The sequence below is a fragment of the Bradyrhizobium sp. genome (genome assembly GCF_030646015.1).
Lineage (GTDB): Bacteria > Pseudomonadota > Alphaproteobacteria > Rhizobiales > Xanthobacteraceae > Bradyrhizobium.
The window spans coordinates 1-22,154 of the sequence record NZ_JAUSLT010000098.1 but is presented as its reverse complement, the minus strand read 5'-3'; the positions used below and the strand labels follow the sequence as shown (position 1 = coordinate 22,154).

General features: G+C 63.5%; 20 protein-coding genes. 10 read left to right on the top strand and 10 right to left on the bottom strand.

The features are described 5' to 3' along the window. Window positions 1-266: 266 nt before the first annotated feature. From Q7T45_RS15795 to Q7T45_RS15785, 3 genes are all read left to right on the top strand, one after another. Complete coding sequence (locus tag Q7T45_RS15795) at window positions 267-2,756, top strand: hypothetical protein (RefSeq protein WP_304871876.1); 2,490 nt, start codon at window positions 267-269, stop codon at window positions 2,754-2,756. After that, window positions 2,753-4,192 carry a S8 family serine peptidase gene (locus Q7T45_RS15790; protein ID WP_304871875.1) on the top strand — a complete coding sequence of 480 codons (1,440 nt, stop codon included), beginning with the start codon at window positions 2,753-2,755 and terminating at the stop codon, window positions 4,190-4,192. The genes Q7T45_RS15795 and Q7T45_RS15790 overlap by 4 nt, the downstream gene beginning before the upstream one ends. A gap of 84 nt (window positions 4,193-4,276) precedes the next feature. After that, entirely contained in the window at window positions 4,277-5,635 is a 1,359-nt protein-coding gene (locus Q7T45_RS15785; RefSeq protein ID WP_304871874.1) for a hypothetical protein, read from the top strand. 98 nt (window positions 5,636-5,733) lie between these two features. On the opposite strand, the gene Q7T45_RS15780 is transcribed toward Q7T45_RS15785, so the two are convergent. Further along, window positions 5,734-6,873, bottom strand: coding sequence for a zinc-binding dehydrogenase (locus Q7T45_RS15780; RefSeq protein WP_304871873.1), 1,140 nt, complete (start codon window positions 6,871-6,873; stop codon window positions 5,734-5,736). A gap of 175 nt (window positions 6,874-7,048) precedes the next feature. Between Q7T45_RS15780 and Q7T45_RS15775 the strand changes: the two genes are divergently transcribed. Beyond that, complete coding sequence (locus tag Q7T45_RS15775; protein WP_304871872.1) at window positions 7,049-7,948, top strand: alpha/beta hydrolase; 900 nt, start codon at window positions 7,049-7,051, stop codon at window positions 7,946-7,948. A 177-nt stretch (window positions 7,949-8,125) separates the two neighbouring features. Beyond that, complete coding sequence (locus tag Q7T45_RS15770) at window positions 8,126-9,373, top strand: hypothetical protein (RefSeq protein ID WP_304871871.1); 1,248 nt, start codon at window positions 8,126-8,128, stop codon at window positions 9,371-9,373. 126 nt (window positions 9,374-9,499) lie between these two features. Here Q7T45_RS15770 and eno read toward each other — a convergent pair whose 3' ends face one another. Beyond that, window positions 9,500-10,783 carry a phosphopyruvate hydratase gene (gene eno / locus Q7T45_RS15765; protein ID WP_304871870.1) on the bottom strand — a complete coding sequence of 428 codons (1,284 nt, stop codon included), beginning with the start codon at window positions 10,781-10,783 and terminating at the stop codon, window positions 9,500-9,502. 177 nt (window positions 10,784-10,960) lie between these two features. Here eno and Q7T45_RS15760 point away from each other — a divergent pair, with 177 nt between their 5' ends. The 4 genes from Q7T45_RS15760 to Q7T45_RS15745 are packed head-to-tail and all read left to right on the top strand — an operon-like array spanning window position 10,961 to window position 13,844. After that, on the top strand, window positions 10,961-11,950 hold the full coding sequence (locus tag Q7T45_RS15760) for a lyase (protein ID WP_304871869.1): 990 nt from the start codon (window positions 10,961-10,963) through the stop codon (window positions 11,948-11,950). Window positions 11,951-11,961: 11 nt separating this feature from the next. After that, entirely contained in the window at window positions 11,962-12,336 is a 375-nt protein-coding gene (locus tag Q7T45_RS15755) for a cytochrome c family protein (RefSeq protein WP_304871868.1), read from the top strand. A 55-nt stretch (window positions 12,337-12,391) separates the two neighbouring features. Further along, window positions 12,392-12,844, top strand: coding sequence for a preQ(1) synthase (queF, locus tag Q7T45_RS15750; protein ID WP_304871867.1), 453 nt, complete (start codon window positions 12,392-12,394; stop codon window positions 12,842-12,844). A 31-nt stretch (window positions 12,845-12,875) separates the two neighbouring features. Then, window positions 12,876-13,844, top strand: coding sequence for a hypothetical protein (locus Q7T45_RS15745; RefSeq protein WP_304871866.1), 969 nt, complete (start codon window positions 12,876-12,878; stop codon window positions 13,842-13,844). 48 nt (window positions 13,845-13,892) lie between these two features. On the opposite strand, the gene Q7T45_RS15740 is transcribed toward Q7T45_RS15745, so the two are convergent. The 7 genes from Q7T45_RS15740 to Q7T45_RS15710 form a co-directional block, all read right to left on the bottom strand. Then, on the bottom strand, window positions 13,893-15,125 hold the full coding sequence (locus Q7T45_RS15740) for an HlyD family secretion protein (protein ID WP_304871865.1): 1,233 nt from the start codon (window positions 15,123-15,125) through the stop codon (window positions 13,893-13,895). Further along, window positions 15,118-15,570 (bottom strand): hypothetical protein, encoded by a 453-nt coding sequence (locus Q7T45_RS15735; RefSeq protein ID WP_304871864.1) that lies wholly within the window; start codon window positions 15,568-15,570, stop codon window positions 15,118-15,120. The genes Q7T45_RS15740 and Q7T45_RS15735 overlap by 8 nt, the downstream gene beginning before the upstream one ends. A gap of 108 nt (window positions 15,571-15,678) precedes the next feature. Then, window positions 15,679-16,278 (bottom strand): metallophosphoesterase, encoded by a 600-nt coding sequence (locus tag Q7T45_RS15730; RefSeq protein WP_304871863.1) that lies wholly within the window; start codon window positions 16,276-16,278, stop codon window positions 15,679-15,681. A 34-nt stretch (window positions 16,279-16,312) separates the two neighbouring features. Continuing rightward, window positions 16,313-17,161, bottom strand: coding sequence for a DMT family transporter (locus tag Q7T45_RS15725; protein WP_304871862.1), 849 nt, complete (start codon window positions 17,159-17,161; stop codon window positions 16,313-16,315). A 32-nt stretch (window positions 17,162-17,193) separates the two neighbouring features. After that, window positions 17,194-18,408: an MFS transporter gene (locus tag Q7T45_RS15720; protein ID WP_304871861.1), complete on the bottom strand. Its 1,215-nt coding sequence runs from the start codon at window positions 18,406-18,408 to the stop codon at window positions 17,194-17,196. Further along, window positions 18,408-19,256 carry a 3-deoxy-8-phosphooctulonate synthase gene (gene kdsA / locus Q7T45_RS15715; RefSeq protein WP_304871860.1) on the bottom strand — a complete coding sequence of 283 codons (849 nt, stop codon included), beginning with the start codon at window positions 19,254-19,256 and terminating at the stop codon, window positions 18,408-18,410. Before kdsA ends, Q7T45_RS15720 begins: the two co-directional genes overlap by 1 nt. Window positions 19,257-19,347: 91 nt before the next feature. Then, the gene (locus Q7T45_RS15710; protein ID WP_304871859.1) at window positions 19,348-19,674 is read right to left on the bottom strand and encodes an NIPSNAP family protein; all 327 of its coding nucleotides are present in this window, start codon (window positions 19,672-19,674) and stop codon (window positions 19,348-19,350) included. Between the two features lie 217 nt (window positions 19,675-19,891). Between Q7T45_RS15710 and Q7T45_RS15705 the strand changes: the two genes are divergently transcribed. Beyond that, the gene (locus tag Q7T45_RS15705; protein WP_304871858.1) at window positions 19,892-20,563 is read left to right on the top strand and encodes a class I SAM-dependent methyltransferase; all 672 of its coding nucleotides are present in this window, start codon (window positions 19,892-19,894) and stop codon (window positions 20,561-20,563) included. Here the strand turns inward: Q7T45_RS15705 and Q7T45_RS15700 are convergent. Then, a partial coding sequence (locus tag Q7T45_RS15700; protein WP_304871857.1) for a CTP synthase occupies window positions 20,530-22,154 on the bottom strand: 1,625 nt, incomplete at its 5' end. The two genes, Q7T45_RS15705 and Q7T45_RS15700, sit on opposite strands and share 34 nt — an antisense overlap.

Sequence of the window (22,154 nt, the reverse complement as noted above, 5' to 3'; positions counted from 1 at the left end):
GGTGTGGGAGCGGCTCGGCCGCACCCTAGCCATGCGCGCGCAAACGATGCAAGTGCATGAATTGGCGCCGACAGTGCAATTGAAGGAATTTTTGCGCTTGCACCGCACCCTTTGCGCTGTGGCCGAAAGGCTGCACGCCCACTGGATCAATTGCCTGCGCGATTTTTCTGATGCAGCCATAGCGCGCCGCGGATAGGCTGGGGTCAGGATGACTGCGGAGCCTCTGGCCGTCCGGTCGGCTTGCAGGCGGAAATGCAGGAGGAATCATGGAATCTATCATTCCCTGGCGCCTGGTATTCCCGATCTTGCACCCGCGCACGTGGATTCCGGCGCTCGCTGCGATCCTGATTTCCGCGTCCGGCGCGTTCGCGAGTTTAGAGAACCAGAAGGAAATCGACAAAGCGCTGGCCGACTACACCAAGGCGGTAAAGCAGGCGAACGACAATATTCCGGGAAACGCCCGGGTGAAGGCCGCTGAAGACGCGCGCGACGCTGCGCACCGCGCCGTAACGGATACCGCGGAAGCGCAAAAGGCCGCGGAGCAAGCCGAAGCGGCCGCAAAGGAAAATTACGAAAAAAACAGTACCGATGCCAATGCGAAGATTGCCAGCGATGCGGTCCGAGCGGCGACAAGAGCAGCAAAAGACGCAGAGGCGGCGAAGGAGGCCGAGAAAATTGCCGACAAGGTCGCGGATGATCTGCGCGAAGAAATGAAAGACAAGACCAGAGACGAACAGAAAGAGCGCGCTGAGAAATACCGGGATGCGCTCGACAAGCGACGGGCGGCAAGGGAGGAAATGAAAAGGCTCGTGGAGCAGATGCGCGGTTGGGTCCGTGGACGTCGTGCCGCGGGTGACGCCCAGGAGCTGACGCAGGAGATCAATCGCCTGCAAAGCAGGATCGGTACCTCGGACGATCCGATTGTTCCGCGAACCGCAACAAAGGTGGGGCTGAAGCTATTCCAATCCACGAAAGCCAATGTCGCAACCGACTCTCAGAAGCAATGCACGTTCGGCAAGGCAACTCCTACCTCGGTCGCGTTCGAGCCTTCCGACGAAGACGGCAATCCGCTCAAGGAAGAATTGGGTCCCAAACTCAAGGAAGCCATGAAGCGGCTGTTTCCGGATGCAACGGCGCCAATCAATATAAGCAACCCCGATCCCGATGCACCGAAGCCGGATAAGCCGAGAAAGGGTAGTGAAAGCCCGACAACCGCCGCGGGAGGCTCGCAAGCTCCCGGTACCGAGCCTTCGGGCGCAAAATCCCCCACCAAGTCGGATTTAACGACAACTCCACCCGCAGATCCGGCGGCCTCCGGACCGCCTGCCGGGTCCCCGGCAGTCGCGTCCGGCCCAGCCGCTTCAGGGCCGCCCGCATTGGAAACGGCACCAAAGCGCCCCACCGATAGCGGAATGATATTACCCAAACTGGTAAGCGGGGAATGGCACGAAGACGCGATCGACCGGTTCATCAAGCTGGCCGCGGAGGCGCGCGAGAAGGGCGACAAGACCAGCTTCGAATTCTACCGGGGTGCGGCGCAGGCCCTAACGCGCCAGATAATAAAAGAACATGGACCCGACACCAGATTTCTGCATGCCAACGGGCGTCTATGGCGGAACTACTACAAGGAGCTCTCGGATTGGCAATTTGTGCCCCCTCCGGAGTCGCCGACAGCCACGCCCGGAACTGCCGCTGGACAACCAACTGCAACGCCGGCGTCAGCCGCGGCTACGATGCCTCCTGCTGGCGCCCCGGCCGTCAGCATCCTCGATCAAATGGACGACCCACTACTGACTGGCCCGGCCAAAGTGGCCGCGCCGATTCCGCAAGCGGGGCCGGCTGCCGGATCATCGACTGCAGCGCCGACGTCAACCTCCAGCCCCTCGGTCAAGCCCAATCCGGCCGCGACTCCACCGCGATCAACGACACCTGGCGACAAAAGCGCGCCGCCGGTTGAGAAATCGAACCTGAAGGCCGAACCTGGCGCCAAGACACCTGACAAGGATGTTGCCTATCCCGAAAAGGATGCAGGCACGGTTACCATCATTTTCAAGGTGGCCGAATCCGTATTGCAAGGCGGCCCGCAGGGCGACGACCTCAAGACGCTAACGACCAAGCTCACCGCGTTGGAGCCAGCGTTGCCGAAGACCGGCCAGAGCAAAACCGTAAAGGCGAAGCTGGACAAGGGCCATGACCACAGTCCGGTGACCTGCATCGCAGGCGCCGGCAACCGCTGCAAGGCGCAGGTCCCGGCCGACGAGTTCGAGAGCTATGGCCTGCCAGCGTCGACGACGGCAACCGACCCGCAGGATAAGACGGTCACTGCTGCGGATGACGATCCGCTGCTTGAATTTTTGAGGGCCCACAGCGGGGCAAGCCGAAACTACAGCGTGGAGTTGGCACGCGCAGGGACCACCGGGGTGGTGATCCAGAAGAATGCCGCCAAGCCTGCATCCGCGCTCGATGCAGCTCTCAAGGATATGCCGCCCGGTGTGCAGGTCGAAAGATCCGATTTCAAGATCGGCAACAAGACTTACACCCGCGTCGGCTTCTCTGGCCCAACGGCGATCACCACCGCGGCAGCCAGGAAGTTCGCCGACAGCTTCGGCAAGGACGCCCAGGTCGATCAATGCGGTGAAAAAGCACCGGGTCCACCGCTCGGCATGACGCCCGTCTCGTTCAGCGCCTTGAACAGTGAGTTGCCGCAAGCCACGGTCGATCTGCATCGATCGATCCACTCCGGGGGCGCAAGATGATGACGGGGCACCGTGTCGGGCTGCTAGCGCTCGCGGGCCTGCTGACCGGCCCGGCGCTGGCGCAGGGACCGGCGCAAAGCCCCATGCTGGCGCCGCCCGAAAATCATTACTTTGTCAGTAAGGGGTCATGGGGCCAGACCTATCCCGACCAATGGGCCCTGCCTCGCATCGGCTTCGACACCTCGCCGCAATCGGCATGGCGTCTGGTCAGGAAAAATGCCCAACCAGTAATTGTGGCGATCATCGACACCGGGCTCGACTGGAATCACAGGAGCATCGATTCGGACAAGCTCTGGCGCAACCCGAAGGAGATTCCAGATAACGGCATCGACGACGACAACAATGGCTACATCGACGATGTTATCGGCTGGGACTTTCTTAAGAGCGATCCAAAGCCCTGGGATCATGACGGCCACGGCACGTTCGTCGCGGGCATTATCGCGGGCGACTGGAACGATGAGACTGGCATTGCCGGAATCAATCCCTTCGCACGGCTGATGATCCTGAAGGGACTTAACAACTTCGGGCATACCCGGTCCTCCTTCATCTCCGAAGCGGTTGCGTATGCGGCCGACCATGGTGCCCGCGTCATCAATCTGTCGCTCGGCGGCAAGGAGATCAGCCCGGTCGAGCAGGCCGCCATCGACTACGCCTTCGGCAAGGGTGCGGTGATCGTGGTCGCGGCCGGCAATGAAGGGGTTGATGTCAGCAAGTTCAGCATCACAAGTTCCGACAAGGTGCTCGTCGTCGCCACCACCGATATGGACGACAAGCGCGCTGTATTCTCGAACTGGGGCAAGGTATCGGTGGCGGCGCCGGGCCTCGATATCCTGAGCCTGCGCGCGCGGCGCACCGACACCATGCTGGGGATCGAGGGCGTCAAATACACCGCGGGGACTGCTTATGTCGGCGACGACAAGCGCTATTACCGGGCCAGCGGAACATCGTTCTCGGCCCCGATGGTGAGCGGGCTGGCGTCGCTCATGATTGCGAACGATCCCGGTCTGACCAACAAACAAGTCATGGCAATTATCAAGAGCACCGCGCGTGATGTCGGAACTCCTGGTGTCGATCAGTACACCGGCTACGGTATCATCGACGCCGCGGCGGCGCTGAAAGCGCCGAAGGATTATCTGCTGGCCGCGGGAATCGAGCGTGTCGAGGTGGTGCAGACCGGCGGCAAGCAGGCGGTTCGCGTTCTCGGCACCGCGGACGCCAACGCGTTGAAGTCCGCCCGGATCGAAATAGGCCAAGGCGACGCGCCGTCAAGCTGGAAACAGGTGGGGACAGCCAGGAAGACTGCCGGTCCGGACGGCAACCTGGGCGAAATTCCTGCTACCGCCTTCCAGGGCGGGAAGGTGTGGCAGATTCGTGTGTTAGTCGAACACACCAGCGGAGCGACGCGGGAAGCACGGTTCAAGCTGAATTTGGGATGACGGTTTTTGTTTCAGGGGGCAATGATGAGCAAGTTGAGATTTTCGATCGTGGCTTTGGCCACTCTCGCGTGGATGTCTCCGGCATTGGCCCTTGTCGGAGAAACCACCGTCAAGGTAACCGACGGTGCGGCCGCGATCCCGCAGGCCACCATCACGATCACATTCAAGAACCAGGCGGGCAAGCCACTCCAGACCGTCAAGCGCCCGGTGCTTCGCACCGGCCCGAAGACCGGAACCCGAACGGTTGCGATCCCCGACAATACCAGGACCGCCGATATTACGGTGACGACAGCAACCGGCCAGACGCAGACCCGTACCGGCCTCGACGTTACGCTGCTCACGGACAGGGAGATTGTTATCGACGTGCCCGGCGGCGCACCGCCACAGACCGCGGGTCCCGCGCCGCGCACGGGGCCGCCGGCCGAACCGTTTCCGGCGGTGGTTTACCCGGGCGCCGGCGGTTTCCCACTCGCCTCCGGTGCAAGCTGGACGCGAATCCCGCAAGTCTCCGGCGGGACACGTTTCGGCGGCGGCGGAGCCGAGGTTTCGATCGTCGATAGCCGGCGCAGCATTCCCGGCGTGACCGCCGCCGTGGGCGTCAATATTCCTGCTCCTAGAGATCGGGCCTTTTTTAACTTCGATTACTTCACCATGGTCGCAAACTTTAACGGTTTCAACGACAGCGTCCGTGGCAACGTTCCGGTCGGAACCTCCTCGGCTTTCACTTATATTTTCCCCAATCCCGCAAGCGGGTCGACCGGCCTCGGCCCCACCGTGACCGGCCAGAGCGTGACGCTCGATACAAGGGGGCAGTTCTGGGATATAGCGCTCGGCACCACGACCCGCGTACCCGCGGGTCCGATTTTTGCCAGCCCGACCGGCTCGTTCTGGACCTATGGATTTGGCGTTCGCTACGCCAACATGAACACCGAACACAACATCACGCAGCAAAGCCTTACCTTCCCCGACCTCAACGTTGCGATTAACCTCGCTCTGCGTTCGCATTTCATCGGCCCGAATTTTACGGTCGGCTTTGAAGCGATGCAGCCCTTGCCTTCTGGAATGTTCGGGGGCGCTTCGGCCTCCATCTCGCCAGGCGCGCTGATTACGGATGCGAGCGCCAGGCAGGCCAGCCGATGCGGGCCTTGCGGTGGCGCAAGCCCGGAATTCGACCTTGTCCTGCAGCGAAATTTTAGCGACACCAGTTTCGCGGTCATGACCGGCGTGAACGGCTTTATAGGATACCGGTTCAACCCGAATTTCAGGGTGCAAGGCGAAGCCTCATACCAATATCTGAGCCAGCTGAAGTCTTTCGCCGTGCCGACTTCACCGGTGCGCCAGCCGATCGGGCTTACCTCCAGTTCGTCCGACATTTTCTCGGTCGGCGGGCGGCTGGTGTTCGAATTCAACCCGGTACCGCCGCCGATGCGACGGGCTCTGTAGGCAATAGCGCATAGTCGCAGACGTCGTTTGTGGCCGGCGCTATTCGCGCCGCGCCGGCGATCGCAGGTATCCACCTCGCTGCGGCTATGGTCGGAGCGTCACCCGCCCTTGCTCGGATTGACCAGGTACTTCTCGCCGGTGGCGCGTTTGTTGTAGACGGCAATATGGTCGAGCTGCAGCGCTTCCTGCAGCGACACCACCTGGGTGTAATGGCTGGCGAAGGTGGTTTTCAGTTCAGCGGCGACGCGCTGGCGCAGCTTCATTCCATCCGCGCCCATCTTCTGCAGGAACGGCGTCAGCAGCCAGCCGCCGACACCCCAGGTCAGTCCGAAGGACCGGCTCAATTCGGTCGGGCGGGTATCGAGGCCGCCATAGATATAGACCTGCTTGTACACGTCCGAGCCATAGCGGCTGTAGACTTTTGCCGTTTTGTTGGCGGCGATTTCCATGCAGGTCAGGATCTGCCCGGCGAGCTTGCCGCCCCCGATGGCATCGAACGCGATGGTCGCGCCGGTCTCCACCAGCGCGTTGGTGAGATCGTCCATGAAGGTCGGCGCCGTGGAATCGACGACATGCTTGGCGCCGATCTTGTACAGGATATCCGCCTGCTCCTTGCTGCGCACGATGTTGACGAGGCCGATGCCGTCCTTGATGCAGATCTTGTTGAGCATCTGGCCGAGATTGGATGCGGCTGCGGTATGGACCAGCGCCTTGTGGCCCTCGCGCCGCATGGTTTCGGTCATGCCGAGTGCGGTGAGCGGATTGACGAACCACGACGCGCCGTCGGCGGCCGTGGTGCCGGCGGGCAGCTCCATCACATCGCGCACCTTCATCGTGCGATACTGCGAATACATCGCGCCGCCGATCATCGAGACCGTCTTGCCCATCAGCGCTTTCGCCGCATCGGACGAGCCGGTCTTGATGACAGTGCCGGCGCCTTCGTTGCCGACCGGCATCGACTCGTCCAATCGCCCGGCCATCATCCGCATCAGGGAGTCAGGCACCTTCGCGGTGACCACGGGAGCCTCCTTGGTGCCCGACGCTTTCGCCGTTGTCATGTCGGCGGCGCCGACCAGAAGGCCAAGGTCCGACGGATTGATCGGCGAGGCCTCGACCCGGACCACGATTTCTTCGGGCCCCGGTTCAGGCGTCGGAATGCTGACGAGCGATAGTTCAAGTTCGCCGCTCTTCTTGATCAGCGAGCGAAGCTGCAGTCCGGTCGTGGTGTCGGCGCTCATCAGAAATCTCCCAAAATGTTCGGTTCAACCGAATTTCGGCCGGGAGTGTTCTCATGTTGGCCGGGAAACGCAAGCCTCCACGCTACTCACAATGTCGTTGCTTTTTGATCGCAGCTCGGCCTTCGAACGTCGTCGCCTTTGCGCTAGCCTGCCCGCGTCGCAAGGAGAAACACCCATGGGCCAAAGCGAGATCGACGCCATCAGAGCCTTGCTGAGTTCGAAGCCGCGCCCGGTCGGCTGGCAGCAGCGGCGCCAGCGCATCGAGGAAGTCGGCTCGGTCTGGCCGGTCGCCGAAGATATTGCGCTCGAAGGCGTCGACATTGACGGGATGCCGGGAGAATGGTCGATCGCACCTGATAGCGACGCCTCCCGCGTGCTGTTGTACTTCCACGGCGGAGGATACTGTTCGGGCTCGATCCTGAGCCATCGCCGGCTGGTCACCGAAGCCGGCCGGTCCGCCAAAGTCCGAACGCTCGCGATCGCGTACCGGCTGGCACCCGAACATCCGTTTCCGGCCGCTCTCGATGACGCGTTTTCGGCCTGGCGTTTTCTGCGAAGCAGCGGCATCGCCGCCGGACATATCGCTGTTGGCGGTGACAGCGCGGGTGGCGGGCTCACCGTCGCCCTGATCAACCGGCTGCGCGACGCCGGCGAACAAGTGCCGGGATGCGCATGGCTGATCTCGCCATGGACCGACCTGACACTATCCGGCGCTACGCTCGCCACCAGGGATGCGGTCGACCCGATCATTCACAGGGCCTATCTGGCCGAACTCGCCGATGCTTATCTGCCCCCGGACATGGACAGGCGGGACGCGCGCGTCTCTCCGCTGTTTGCCGATCTCGGCGGCCTTCCGCCTGTACTGATCCAGGTCGGCGCCTGCGAAACCCTGCTCGAGGATTCCACGCGTTTTGCAGCAGCCGCGGGCGCCGCCAATGTCGCGCTCACACTTCAGGTCTGGCCCGACATGATCCACGCCTTTCCGATGTGGAACGCGCATCTGGAGCCGGGCCGGCGCGCGCTCGCGGAAGCCGGCCAATTCATTCGCCGGCAGCTGGGTCGAGACACTGGCTAGACCCCTCGCCCGCAATTTACGGTGTGTGGCAATCCGTTGTACGCTGGCAACAGTTCCCGAAAACGGTCATAATCGGGCGAGTTCGCCCTTGTAACTCCACATTGTGACCCGACACATCGGGGGCGTCGGATAATTTTCTGTGCAACCGGCTCGATCGAGCCGTTGGAGGCAGGAATCATGACCCCACGGGGATCAGCGACAACAGCAGCGGCGATCTATCCCGCCGTCGTGATTGCAGCCTGGGCAGTGGTCAGCCTGGGTGGCACGGGCTCGCACCGCATCGAAACCGCCGCGGCGGCGCAGGCGGTGGACCGTCTTGCACCGGCCCTCACCGCCAGTATCGAAATCGCCACGGCGCCACGGGCCAGCGCGACGGTTGCGCCGAAGATCGACCTGCCGCAAGCCATCGCAGCGACCATTGCCATTCCCGATACGCCTGAGGTCGCAGCCGCCGCCGAACTGGTGGCGATGCCCTCGGCCGACACCAGGCCCTCTCCCGATGCAGCGGCGCCCGCCGAACCGCCGCCGCGCTCGTTCGTGCTGGCCGCGCTGGGCGATCCGGCGGAAGTCTTGCCCGGGGGAATTGCGCCCGCCGAGACACCTACCTTGCCATCGGCGATGACGGCCGACACGCCGCCGCAGGACATCGTGCCGACGGCCAGGAGTCACGTCGATCTGGTCGGCGAGTGCATGGTGGCGGAGGCCTGCATCGACCAGTTCCTGTGGACGCTCTACCAGCGGACGCCGAAGGAAGACACCATCAAGGAGCGAGAGCAGCGCAAGGTGCAGGTCAAGCGCAAGGGCAAGATGATCACCGTCACCCGAAGCTTCACCAAGCTGGTCGAGAACGATTTCACGTGGAAGGATCCCAGCGCGGCCGAACGCGCCGGCATGTCGATGATGGACTACGTGATCGGCGGCATGGATCGCAGCTTCAAGCTAAAGCTGTTTCATACGCTTTACGCCGCCGAGGCCGCCGGGCTGCAGCCCGGCATCACCAGCGCGTTTCGCGACGACTACCGTCAAGGTATCGCCAGCGGCCTGAAGGCGGCGAGCAACCGGTCGTACCACGGCGGCAGTCTTCGCGGCGGCTATGGCCGCGGACTGGCGGCCGACATCGTGAGCGTCAACGGGGCCAATCGGGCGCAGCGCTGGACTTCGACTGAAGTCCTGTGGAAATGGGTCGATGCCAACGGCAAGCAATTCGGCATCGGGCGACCGTATCTCCGATTCGATCCGCCGCATGTCGGCCCGATCGACGGCCCGGAATATGTCTCCCGCCGCGGCGGCGCGAAAACGACGGTCGCGGATGTGAAGAAGCGCCAGAAGCAGGTGGCGCAAGCCAAGCCAGCCGCCGCGAAGCGCCAGGTTGCCGCGAGACCGTCGGCCGCCAAACCATCCAGCCGGCTTGCCGAAGCGCGCTAGGGGAATTTCCAGCTCGCCAGGCCGTGGGGTCGATGGCGATCTAGGTATCAAAATACCTCTACGGACAGCTGGCCTTACTGTGCATGGGGTTGTTTTCGAGATTTTTTGTTTGGGCCCGCTCTGGCGTTACGCCAGCGCCTTCAGCGCCGCTTTCCCTGCGTACTTCGCCTGCGCGCCCAACTCCTGCTCGATGCGCAGCAATTGATTGTACTTGGCGGTGCGGTCGGAGCGCGCCAGCGAGCCGGTTTTGATCTGGCCGCAATTGGTGGCGACCGCGAGGTCGGCGATGGTGGAGTCCTCGGTCTCGCCGGAGCGGTGCGACATCACGGCGGTGTAGCCGGCCTTGTAGGCCATCTCGACCGCGCTCAACGTTTCCGTCAGCGTACCGATCTGGTTGACCTTGACCAGGATGGAGTTGGCGCGGCCGTTCTTGATGCCGTCGGAAAGCCGCGTCACATTGGTGACGAACAGGTCGTCGCCGACCAGCTGGCACTTGTTGCCGATCAGTCGGGTCAGTTCCTCCCAGCCGGCCATGTCGTCTTCCGACATGCCGTCCTCGATCGAGACGATCGGATAGCGCGAAGCGAGGTCGGCGAGATATTTGGCTTGTTCGGAAACCGAACGGGTCTTGTTCTCGCCGCCATAGACGTAATTGCCGTCCTTGAAAAATTCGGTGGCGGCGCAGTCCAGCGCCAGCATCACGTCGCCGCCGGCCTTGTAGCCGGCCTTGCCGATCGCGGCCATCACGAACTCGAGCGCCGCATCCGCCGACGGCAGGTTCGGAGCGAAACCGCCCTCGTCGCCGACATTGGTGTTGTGGCCAGCCTTCTTCAGTTCACCGCGCAAGGTGTGGAAAATCTCCGAACCGCAGCGCAGCGCCTCCGCGAACGTCGGTGCCCCCACCGGCATGATCATGAATTCCTGGAAATCGATCGGGTTGTCGGCATGCGCGCCGCCATTGATGATGTTCATCATCGGCACCGGCAGGGTCCGCGCCGAGGTGCCGCCGACATAGCGGTAGAGCGGCATGTCGAAGGATTCCGCCGCCGCCTTGGCGCAGGCGAGCGAGACGCCCAGGATGGCGTTGGCCCCGAGCCGGCTCTTGTTCGCCGTGCCGTCGAGATCGATCATGATCTGGTCGATCTGGACCTGCTCCTCGACCGCCATCTCGCTCAGCGCCTCGAAGATCTCGCCGTTGACGGCGACGATCGCCTTCTGCACGCCCTTGCCGAGATAGCGCGCCTTGTCGCCGTCGCGCAGCTCGACCGCCTCATGGGCGCCGGTGGAAGCGCCCGACGGCACCGCCGCGCGGCCGATCGAGCCATCCTCCAGCACGACGTCGACTTCGACCGTGGGATTGCCGCGGCTATCGAGTATTTCGCGGGCGATGATGTCGACGATGGCTGTCATGATGTGGCGCTTCCCTTGATCGTGCTGGCTGGGTTGGGCGCGTCTTACACGGCGCGCAAGCAAATGTGAACGGTTGCCCTGCATGCCCGGCCTGACGGGCTGATATGGTCGGTCTATGCTGCTTAAAGGTTGATCTTCGCGTCTAAACCTTCCTTCTCACAAGCCCAAGGTAACGCAATGAATCGCCGGGAGTTTCTCAGCTGCACAACTGCCGGAATCCTTGCCGCGCCCGCGCTGCTGCGCAGTGCCGGCGCCCAGGAAGGCCCGTTCCGAACCAGATACTATCCCGTCGCCGCCGGTATGGGCTCTCGCGATGTCGCGCCCGCTCCCGATGGCACGGTCTGGTTCTGCGGCCAGCGCAACGGCACGCTGGGGCGGCTCGATCCGCGCGACGGCTCGTTAAAGCTGGTCGATCTCGGCAAAGGGGCGGCCCCCCACGGGGTCGTCATCGGACCCGACGGCGCGCTCTGGGTGACCGAGGGCGGGCAGAACGCCATCGCCCGGGTCGATCCTGCAGATCACAAGGTCACCCTGTTCCGCCTGCCCGAAAAGGAGGCTTACGCCAACCTCAACACCGGCGTGTTCGACCAGGGCGGCATGTTCTGGTTCACCGGCCAGTCCGGCATCTATGGCCGGCTCGACCCCAAATCGGGTGACATGACCGTTTTCAAGTCGCCCCGGGGCCGTGGAACCTATGGCATCGCCATCACGCCGAAGGGCGACGTCTGGTACGCCTCGCTCGCCGGGAGCCATATCGCCAAGATCGATCTGGCCACCGGCAATGCCACCGTGGTCGAGCCGCCGACGCCCAATCAGGGCGCGCGGCGGGTGTGGTCGGATTCCCAGGGCCGGATCTGGGTCAGCGAATGGAACAGCGGCAATGTGTCGGTGCACGATCCCGCCAACGGTTCCTGGAAGGCCTGGAAGCTGCCGGGTGATAATCCCCGCACCTATTCGGTCTATGTCGATGACAAGGACAAGGTCTGGCTGACCGATTTTTCGGCCAACGCGATCGTGCGTTTCGACCCCGTAACGGAGAAATTCAACGCCTTCCCCAGCGACAAATCAGGCGCCAATGTCCGGCAAATGGCCGGCCGCGCGGGCGAAGCATGGGGCGGCGAATCCGGCACCAACCGTCTCGTGGTGATCCAGACCGTCTTGGCGTGAAAATTCCTGGCGTGAGAACTTTCGTCGCCCTGCTGCTGCTCCCTGCCCTGGCGGCCGCTCCGGCGGCGGCAGAGGATGCCGGCGAGCGCCAGTTCGCGCCCTGCCGCGCCTGCCACAGCCTCGACCCAACCGAGCGGGGCCTGCCCGGCCCCCATCTCAGTGGCCTGATCGGGCGCAGCATCGGCGGCGATTCCGCGTTCGATTACTCGCCGGTGCTGCGCAAGGCGCGCGATGACGGCCTGCGCTGGGACGCAACGCGCCTCGACAGCTTCCTCACCGATCCCGCCGCGATGTTTCCGGGCCTGTGGATGTCGATGCGCGGCGTCGAGGACGCGACCGAGCGCCAGGCGCTGATACGCTTCCTGGCAGCGTCCGCCTCGCGCTGACGGTTGACGGCCACCCTCGTTGCGTCCATGTCAGCGCTTCCTAGAGGACGACAAGATGGCCAAAAAATCCCTGCAGCTCGGCCGCGCCGTGGAATGGCCCGACAGCCCGGAAAAGGCAAAGCTCGACCGGGTGCCCAATCCGCAGAAGGACACCAATTACGTGGTGCGGTTTACCGCGCCGGAATTCACCTCGCTCTGCCCGGTCACGGGCCAGCCGGATTTCGCGCATCTGGTGATCGACTATGTCCCCGGTCCGTGGCTGCTGGAGTCGAAATCCCTGAAGCTTTATGTCGCGAGTTTTCGCAACCATGGCGCGTTCCACGAGGACTGCACGGTCATGATCGGCAAGCGCATTGTCGCCGAGATCAAGCCGAAGTGGCTGCGCATCGGCGGCTACTGGTATCCGCGCGGCGGCATCCCGATCGACGTGTTCTGGCAGTCCGGCAAATTGCCTGATGGCATGTGGATTCCGGATCAGGGCGTGGCGCCCTATCGCGGCCGTGGTTGAACCGAACGGCCGGACATATCGACCACCGCTTATGCACAAAGTCCACGCCGCCATCATCAGAGCAGCCGCCGCTTGGTGTCTGCTCGGCGCGCTTTCGAGCGCCAACGCCGCTCCTCTGTCACCGGAGGATCGTTACGTTGCCGCGCGCGACGCGGCGATCGAGAAAATCTCGAAACTGTATGACAGCGGAAAGGCCGATGACGCCGCGAAGGCCGAGAAGACCGTTGGCGCCGATCTGCTGCGGCAAATGAAGGCGATCGTGGCCGAGCCCGATCGCAAGGAGTTTGGACCGGCCAGGCTCAATCTCGACGCCTTTTCCAGGGGCGACCAGGGCTTTGGCCTGCTCGACGGCCTGCGCTTCGACGCGCGGGTCGGCGAAAACGGCGAGAAAGCCGGCGCCAACGGCGCCGACGGCAAATATGTCTATCCAAAAGCCCATATCATCATCACGACGCAGACGCTGTTCGAGCGCTGGCTGCGCGCGCACAAGCACTGGTGGGGCAAGAAGGTCAAGAACGTGCCGCAACAAATGCGCGCAGCTTTCAAGGACGAGAGTTTTTATACCCAGGCAATCTCGACCGATGCGGCGGTCGTGAACTTTGGCGAATTGCCGATTGCCAAGTCGGCGTCCGCCACGTCAGCCCATGCGATGCTGGCGGCGCGAACCCAGGACGCCGTCCCTGATGCTGCGGACGAAGTGTTCGTTGCGGCGCTGGCGAACGGCAAGGTCTATGTCGCCTACGGTTCGATCAAGCCCAAGGTGCAGATCCCGGCCTGCCTTGCGATCAAGGCTGACTACGACAAGAAGGCCGAGAAGGCCGCCGACGATCTGCAGTCCAACCGCATCGGCAGGAAGGCCTACGACAAACTCGGCGACCTTCGCCAACAGGGCGAAGACGCCTACAAGCGCTGCTTCACCGAGCGCGCGCCGCAGCAGCCGTCATTTGTCGAGGCCACCAGGCAAGCCGAGGCGCTGCTGACGGCGGCGCTAGGGAAATAGCGCGATGCCGCCTCCGGTATCGCGGCCGGGTCGATCATTCCCACCGACTCAATGCCCGCTCAGCACCAACGTCTTGATCGGCAGCAGCAGGGCCTGAATCCGCAGCAGCATGGCGTGCACAATTCCGACGGCGTCGACGACGTGCAGCGCAAAACCCTTGAAGGCGCCGGTCTCCTTTGCGGCGATCCGGTCATGGTTGCTGGTGTAGGCGTTGGCGATGCAGCTGCTGCCCGGCGTGACGCCCTCGAGGCCGCCTTTGAAGATCGGCTCCATCAAGACGAGAATCGTCCCCGGGCGCACCGACTGCTGGGTATCGACCAGTTGCTCGCCGCCCCTGAACTGGCCGGCCGCGATGTAATCCTGCACGCTGGTGATGACCATCGGGATGATCGTCCACGGTTTGGAGATGCAGGTGGCCTCGGCCACCATGCCGACCTTCATGACCTGCCCTTCGATCTGTCCGAATCCCGCCGCGAGGGAACGCCGTCCGGCTCCCTCCGGAATCAGAATGCCGGCCGACCGGATCATGGGATTGACGACATCGCCCGGCCGCAATCCGAATTGCTCGACGCGCCCGTCCACGCCGGCTCGGATGTAGGTCTTGTCGAGGTCGACCTGCGCTTCGGCCAGCGCCGCCTCGGCACTTGCTTTCTCCGCCGGCAGCAGCGCGCTCACCCGCACCATCGCGGCCTGCTTCGAAGCAGTGGCGGCATCCAGCGAGCCCTGACGGCCCGCGAGAGTAACTTCGAGCTTTTCAATATCACGCTGTGGCACAATACCAGGGTTGCGCTTCTGCAACTCGCGCTTGACGTCGAGTTCGTCCGAAGCCTGTTGCACGGAACCCTTTGCTTCCTGAAGCTGACCTTCCGCCTTCATGATATCGGCCTGCGCCGACAGCATGGCAGCATCGACCTCGGCAATCTTGGCTGTGGCCGTTCGCAATGCCGCCTGCTGCCTGGAGTTATCCAGCCTGAAGATCACGTCACCCCTTTTGACGGGAGCACTGAATTCAACGTGAACCTCCGCCACCCGGCCGGTCGTTTCCGGAACGATCGGAACGGTGCGGTAGTACAACGTTGCTGACGTGGTGGACGGATGGAAATAGAAGATCATCGTGATCAGGGCGATAGCGAGCATGAAGCAGGTGATGATGCCGAACCGCAATTCGAACCAGACGGAAAACAGCGTGATCTCGCGGCCGAGGCGCTTGCCCTGCCGGTAGCGGCGATAGAGATAATCCGGCAGTATCGTCACGAGCGAGCACAGGATGATCTCAAGCATGCCCCTGCACCTCGCTCTTGACCTCGCTCTTGGCAGCGCCGCCGTTCGCATCGGCCGCGTGGCTTATGGTTTCAGCCGGCAAGGTCGGGTCTGGCTCAGGCGGAACGCCGGCCATCTTTTCGGCCGCGCCCGCGATCCGGCGCAGCGGCGTGCCGAAATCCGGCAGGTCGACCATGGCCAGAAACAGCCCGATCACCCAGAACAGATGGTTGTGCGTAAAGAGCGCCAGCAAGCCCAGCACCGCCACGATTTCGAATTGCAGCTTCTGCGACTTGTGCGCCATGCGCTCCGGCAGGGTATGCAAATGCAGATAGAGATTGCCGCCCCCCAGAACGGCGCCAATGAGAACCAGGCCGACGACAATCATCAGGACGTCGGTGTCACCGGGAGCGGTGATGAAGCCCGGCAAATGGTGCGGCGCGCTGGGATGAAGTGGTTCGCTCACGCAACCCTCCCTTCAAACACTATCCCGCTCGACTAACCCGAGCGGTCTTGGCAGGCCTGCCCGGCTCCGGTTGCATTGTTGCATAACGCTGGAACTTGGCAAGCTTGCCTACACGACGAACCATCTCGGCTTCGGACCGATGTTGTGCACCGGCGACTGCCCGATGGTTCCGCTTTGCCCCCAGCCATTGTGGACGTGGCCACAGATCGTGATGCGGGGCTGGTGTTGACCGATGGCGTCGCGCAGCGCCGCACTGCCGCTATGTCTGCCGTCCTTTTGCCGATCGGCAATGCCGTGCGGCGGCGAGTGCGAAACCAGCACCGCCCGCGCAGGACATAGCGTGAGCAATTGCGCGGCCTCCGCTTCATCCAGCACCATGTTCCACGGCTCCGGATCGATCACGCCACTGCCCAATCCAATTCCGAAGAACGCCACGCCGTCGATCACAACCGACTGGCCGTGAAGCAGATGGGCCAGCGGCCAGTCGGCGCAGGCTGCGAACAACTCGCCAAGGTCGTCGTGGTTTCCCGGGACCAGAACGAAGGGGACCGTCATTCGCCGGAGGACGTTGAGCGTATCCCCGTGGCCGAGGCCACAGGAGGCGAAATCGCCGGCTCCGACCACCACATCTGCGCCGCGGCTTTCGTTCACGATCGCCTCGGCCTTTGCGGCATCCCGATGCAAATCGCTGAAGGCAAGGATCTTCATTCGAACCTTCCGGCTGGGATGGCGGCAACCATGGTCATTTCGAGAAACGCAACATCAGGGCTCCCAGCATCGTCAGCATCGCCGACACCAGCTTTACGAGGTTGAGGCGCTCCTTGAGGAAAAAGACTCCGATCAGCAGCGCGAACACGATGCTGGTTTCCCGCAGCGCCGTGACCACGGCGATCGGCGCCTGGGTAAACGCCCACACCACCAGCGCATAGGCCACAAACGACGCGCCGCCGCCGATCGCCATGATTTTCTTGTGGTTGCGGACCGTCTTGCGCAACGTGCCGGGAGATGCCGTCGCGACAATCATGGAGAACGCGACGGCGTTCAGAATGGTTTCCCAGGCGTAGAACCCGACGGGGGTTCCGGCGGCGCGCGCGCCGTAGCCGTCCACCATCGAATACCCCGCCACGAAACATCCCGTCACCAGCGCCAGCATGGCGCCATGCGGATTGTGCAAGCCTTGGGCACCGCGAACCAGCACCAGGCTCATGATGCCGCAGCCAATCGTGGTGATGGCGACAAGCTGCAGCGTTGTCAGCGTCTCGCGGAAGATCAGCACCGAACAGGCCGCCACGATCAGCGGCGCAGTGCCGCGGGCAATCGGATAGACTTGCGTCAGATCGCCTTGTCGATAGGCCCAGAACAGAAACAGCTGGTAGCCGACGTGAAGCGCTGCGCCGCCGATGATGTACGGGACCGACGCAGCATCCGGCAGCGGCACGAACGGTAGCGCCAGCAGCGCAAACGGCACGTGGCCGAGAACCACGGCGGTCATGCTGACAAGCTTGTCCGACGCCCCCTTCACCAGCGCGTTCCAGGTGGCGTGAAGTGCCGCGGCGAGCAAAACGACCAACAGAACATGCGTTTCAATCATTGAAGCCTCCCGCCGCCATTGCCAGGCAGCCGCTATGTCGCACTTGCATCCGCAGGTCTCGTCTGTCGCAGCAGCCGCGCGCAGGCAAGGCCGACCGCAACCATCACAACCGCGAATACCAGCAGGGTCGGAACCTTGCCGAGTTTCTCGATGCCGAATCCATAGGCGATCGGACCGACAGTCTGTCCCATGAAAAAGAAAAACGCGTGCAGCGATAGCGCGGTGGCGCGGGCTTGCACCGAAAGTTCGCTGGCAACCACCTGCAGCGAGCCGTGAATCATGTAGAAGCCCCAGCCCATGAACAGCAGGCTGAGGGCCTGAATCTGCCAGCCCGGGCCGAATGCCACCACCGCGAGCTGCAGCCCGACCAGGGCGGCGCCCGCGATCATCATGCCCTTGACGCCGAGCCATGGCAGGAACCGCGAAACGCTCATGGTGTAGAACAAACCACCCACGGCAAAAAATGCGATCACGATCCCCGCGATCGACAACCGGGTTTCGCCGAGTTCGAACAGGAATGCCGCCACGAACGGAAACAATCCGAGCACGCAGCAGCCCTCGATGAAGACGGCGGCGTAGACGATGCGCGCGTTGGGGTTGCTGAAGATCGTGCGATAGCCCTGCCTGAGCATCGCCAGGCTCGTCTTCGGTGGCCGCGTCAGCGCCGCGCCGCGAAAGCCGAGCGCCACGGCGATCGGGGCCAGGATCACCAGCACGCCGAGCACCGCCAGCACGCCGCGCCAGCCCAGCAAGTCGCCGATCAGGCCCGAGAGGGACGCGCCCAGGAGGTTGCCGGTCATGGCGCCGGCCAGCGTTCGCCCGATCGCGACCTGTCGTTTCTCCGGACCCACGAGGTCGCTGGTCAGGCTGAGCGCGACCGGAAAAACACCGCCGGAGCCGATGCCTGCGAGAATGCGCGAGGCGAACAGCATCGGAAACGACGTCGCGAACGCGCCGAGAATATTGGCCAGTCCCAGCAGCAGCAGGCAAATCACCATCAGCCGCGCCTTGCCGAACAAATCAGCGGCTGCGCCCAATACCGGCTGGATGATGGCGAAGGTGAAGGCGAATGCCGCCGAGAAGCCCGCCGCGGTGGCGATGGTGATTCCAAAATCCTCGGCGACATGCGGCAGCACGGGATCGAGCGCCCGCGCCGACAGGGCGGCGGAAAAGGTCGCCAGCGCAATGACGTAGATTACCGAGGGAATACGCTGATCGTGCGGCGCTGCTCCCTGCCCCGATGGCATCAGCGCGGCGCGCTCTTGGCCAGTGCATCGAACGCCATCAGCGTCCGCACCAGGCCCTCGAAATCGCGCAGCGGCACCATGTTGGGACCGTCCGACGGCGCGCGGTCGGGATCGGGATGGGTTTCGATGAAGACGCCGGCGACGCCGACCGCGACCGCGGCACGCGCCAGCACGGGCACGAATTCGCGCTCGCCGCCCGACGAGGTGCCCTTGCCGCCCGGTTGCTGCACCGAATGGGTGGCGTCAAAAATGACAGGCGCGCCGGTGCGCGCCAGGATGGGCAGCGCCCGCATGTCCGACACCAGCGTGTTGTAGCCGAACGAGACGCCGCGCTCGGTGACCAGCACATTGGCGTTGCCGGCGCCGGTGATCTTGGCGACGACGTTTGCCATGTCCCAGGGCGCCAGGAACTGGCCCTTCTTGACGTTGACGACCTTACCGGTCGCCGCCGCCGCCAGCAGCAGATCGGTCTGCCGGCACAGGAACGCCGGAATCTGCAGCACGTCGACGGCCTGTGCGACCTCGGCACATTGCGAGGCATCGTGGACATCGGTGAGCACGGCCATGCCGAGCGAGGAACGGATCTCGGCAAAGATCGGCAGCGCCTGAGCAAGGCCGATGCCGCGCGGGGCCGATCCGCTGCTGCGGTTGGCTTTGTCGAACGAGGTCTTGTAGACGATGCCGATTCGCAAGCGCGCGGCGATTTCCTTCAGCGCCGAGGCCACCTCCAGCGCATGCGCGCGGCTCTCGAGCTGGCATGGGCCGGCGATGATCGAAATCGGCAGATCATTGCCGAATTTGACCGGGCCAGCCGCCACGATTGGTGCTGCAAAGGTGTTCGCGCTCACGGGTTTTCCTTCGTTTCCGCGTGGACCATGCCGGTCCACGCCATCAGGATCAACCCCGTTCAGCCCCCGAATATCAGGGTTGCATCGGTGGCTATTTTACCGCCGAGAAGGCTGTCGGCACCAGCAGCTGGCTGACGATGTTGTCGATGATCTGGCCGTCTTCTTCGCTCTTGGCGCGGCCGGCGATCCAGTCGGGATCGGTCTGGAATGCATTCCACTTCTTTTCGCGATCCGCCAGCGAGTCCCAGGCGACGAAATAGGTCAGTTCCTGGTTGGACGTGCCGATCAGCGTGGTGAAGAAGCCGGCCTGCTTGATGCCGTGCTTGTCCCACAATTTCAGCGTGGTGTTTTCGAAACGCTTCAGCAGCGCCGGCAGGCGGCCCGGCAGACAGCGATAGATGCGCATTTCCATGATCATCGGCTTCAATCCCTCGATTTATTGTTCTTGCGGTTCACGGGAGGCTTTGTCGCAATAAATCGCGCGGCCGTCAAAGGACGGGTGACGGCCTGTTCCGGCAGAACGATCACCATGGGCGAGGCGCTTCTCCAATCACGGGCTCATGGCACGAACGTGCCATCGATTTGTGCGCGCCTCTCCGCAATGCTGGCGTCAGACCAGAACAAGGGGAGTCCCCATGGCACACGACCTGCTGTCTTTCTTCCTCGCCTGGATGTCGGCGCCGCGCCGCGTTGGCGCCATTGCGCCCTCCAGCGCAGCACTCGGCGAGCTGATCACGCGCGAGATCTCGCCGGAGAGCGCGCCGGTGCTCGAACTCGGCCCCGGTACCGGTGTCTTCACCTACGAGTTGCTCAAGCGCGGCCTGCGGCAGCAAGACCTCACACTGGTCGAATCTGGCGCCGATTTCATCGGCCTGTTGCAAATGCGCTTTCCCGGCGCCCGCGTGCTCTGGATGGACGCGGCCCGGATCGGCAGTGACGATACGCTCGCCGACACGCCGTTCGGCGCCGTCGTCAGCGGCCTGCCGCTGCTCAATATGCCTCCGCGCAAGGTGATCGCGATCCTGACCGGAGCCTTCGCCAGGTTGCGCCCTGGCGGCGCCTTCTATCAGTTCACCTACGGCCCAACCTGCCCGGTGCCGCGTGCGATCCTGGAGCGGCTGGGCCTGCGCGCCCGCCGCGTCGATCGCCTGCTGCGCAATGTCCCGCCAGCCGCGGTCTATCGCTTGACGCGGCGCGCACCGCTGCGGCTGAATGCGTTTGCCGCGCAGACGGAAGCACCGTTACTGGGTGATGACCCGGTCGTGCCGCAGCGTCAGACCAGCCGCGACTGCACCATCGCGGCCTGAATGAACGACGCGAACAAGGGATGCGGGTCGAACGGGCGCGATTTCAGTTCGGGGTGGAATTGCACCCCGATAAACCAGGGATGATCCTCGTATTCGACGATCTCGGGCAGCACGCCATCGGGCGAAAGTCCGGAAAATTTCAACCCGTGCTGCTCGAGCCGGTCCTTGTAGGCGGTGTTGACCTCGTAGCGGTGGCGGTGGCGTTCCGAAATCTCGGTGGCGCCGCCATAGACCCCGGACACCCGGCTGCCGCGCGTGAGCACTGCGGGATACGCCCCAAGACGCATGGTGCCGCCGAGATCTCCGGCCTTCGACCGTTTCTCCAGCTCATTGCCGCGCAGCCACTCGGTCATCAGACCGACCAGGGGTTCGGACGTCGGACCGAACTCGGTGGAGTTCGCCGCCTCGATGCCGCACAGATTGCGCGCGGCCTCGATCACGGCCATCTGCATCCCGAAGCAGATGCCGAAATACGGCACGTCGCGCTCCCTGGCGAACTGCGCCGCGCGGATCTTGCCTTCCGCGCCGCGCTGGCCAAATCCGCCGGGCACCAGGATGCCGTTGACGTGCTCGAGGAACGGCGCGGGATCCTCGTTCTCGAATACCTCGCTCTCGATCCAGTCGAGATTGACCTTCACCTTGTTGGCGATGCCGCCATGCGACAGCGCCTCGGTCAACGATTTGTAGGCGTCCTTCATGCCGGTGTATTTGCCGACGATGGCGATGGTGACGTCGCCTTCGGGATTGCGCACCCGCTCGTTGATGACGTGCCAGCTTTGCAGCGCCGGGGCCATCTGCGGCTCGATGCCGAACGCCGCCAGCACTTCGTCGTCGAGGCCGGCGGCGTGATAGGCCTCCGGCACGGCATAGATGTTGTCGACGTCGCGCGCCTCGATCACGGCGGTTTCGCGGACGTTGCAGAACAGGCCGAGCTTGCGCCGCTCCTCCTTCGGAATCTCGCGGTCGGTGCGGCACAGCAGGATATCCGGCTGGATGCCGATCGAGCGCAGTTCCTTGACCGAATGCTGGGTCGGTTTGGTTTTCAGCTCGCCGGCGCTGGGAATGAACGGCAGCAGCGTCAGGTGGATGTAGATGGCGTGGTCGCGCGGCAGGTCGTTCTTGATCTGGCGGATCGCCTCGAAGAACGGCAGGCCCTCGATGTCGCCGACGGTGCCGCCGATCTCGCACAGCACGAAATCATACGCCTCGTTGCTGTCGAGGATGAAATCCTTGATGGCGTTGGTGACATGCGGGATCACCTGGATGGTGGCGCCGAGATAGTCGCCGCGCCGTTCCTTGGTGAGGATGTCCTGATAGATGCGCCCTGTGGTGATGTTGTCCGCCTTGGTGGCGGGACGACCGGTGAATCGCTCGTAATGGCCGAGATCGAGATCGGTCTCGGCGCCGTCGTCGGTCACGAACACCTCGCCGTGCTGGTACGGCGACATCGTTCCGGGATCGAGATTGAGATAGGGGTCGAGTTTTCGCAAGCGGACCTTGTAGCCGCGCGCCTGCAACAGGGCACCGAGTGCCGCTGAAGCCAGACCTTTTCCGAGCGAAGAAACCACGCCGCCGGTGATGAAAATATACC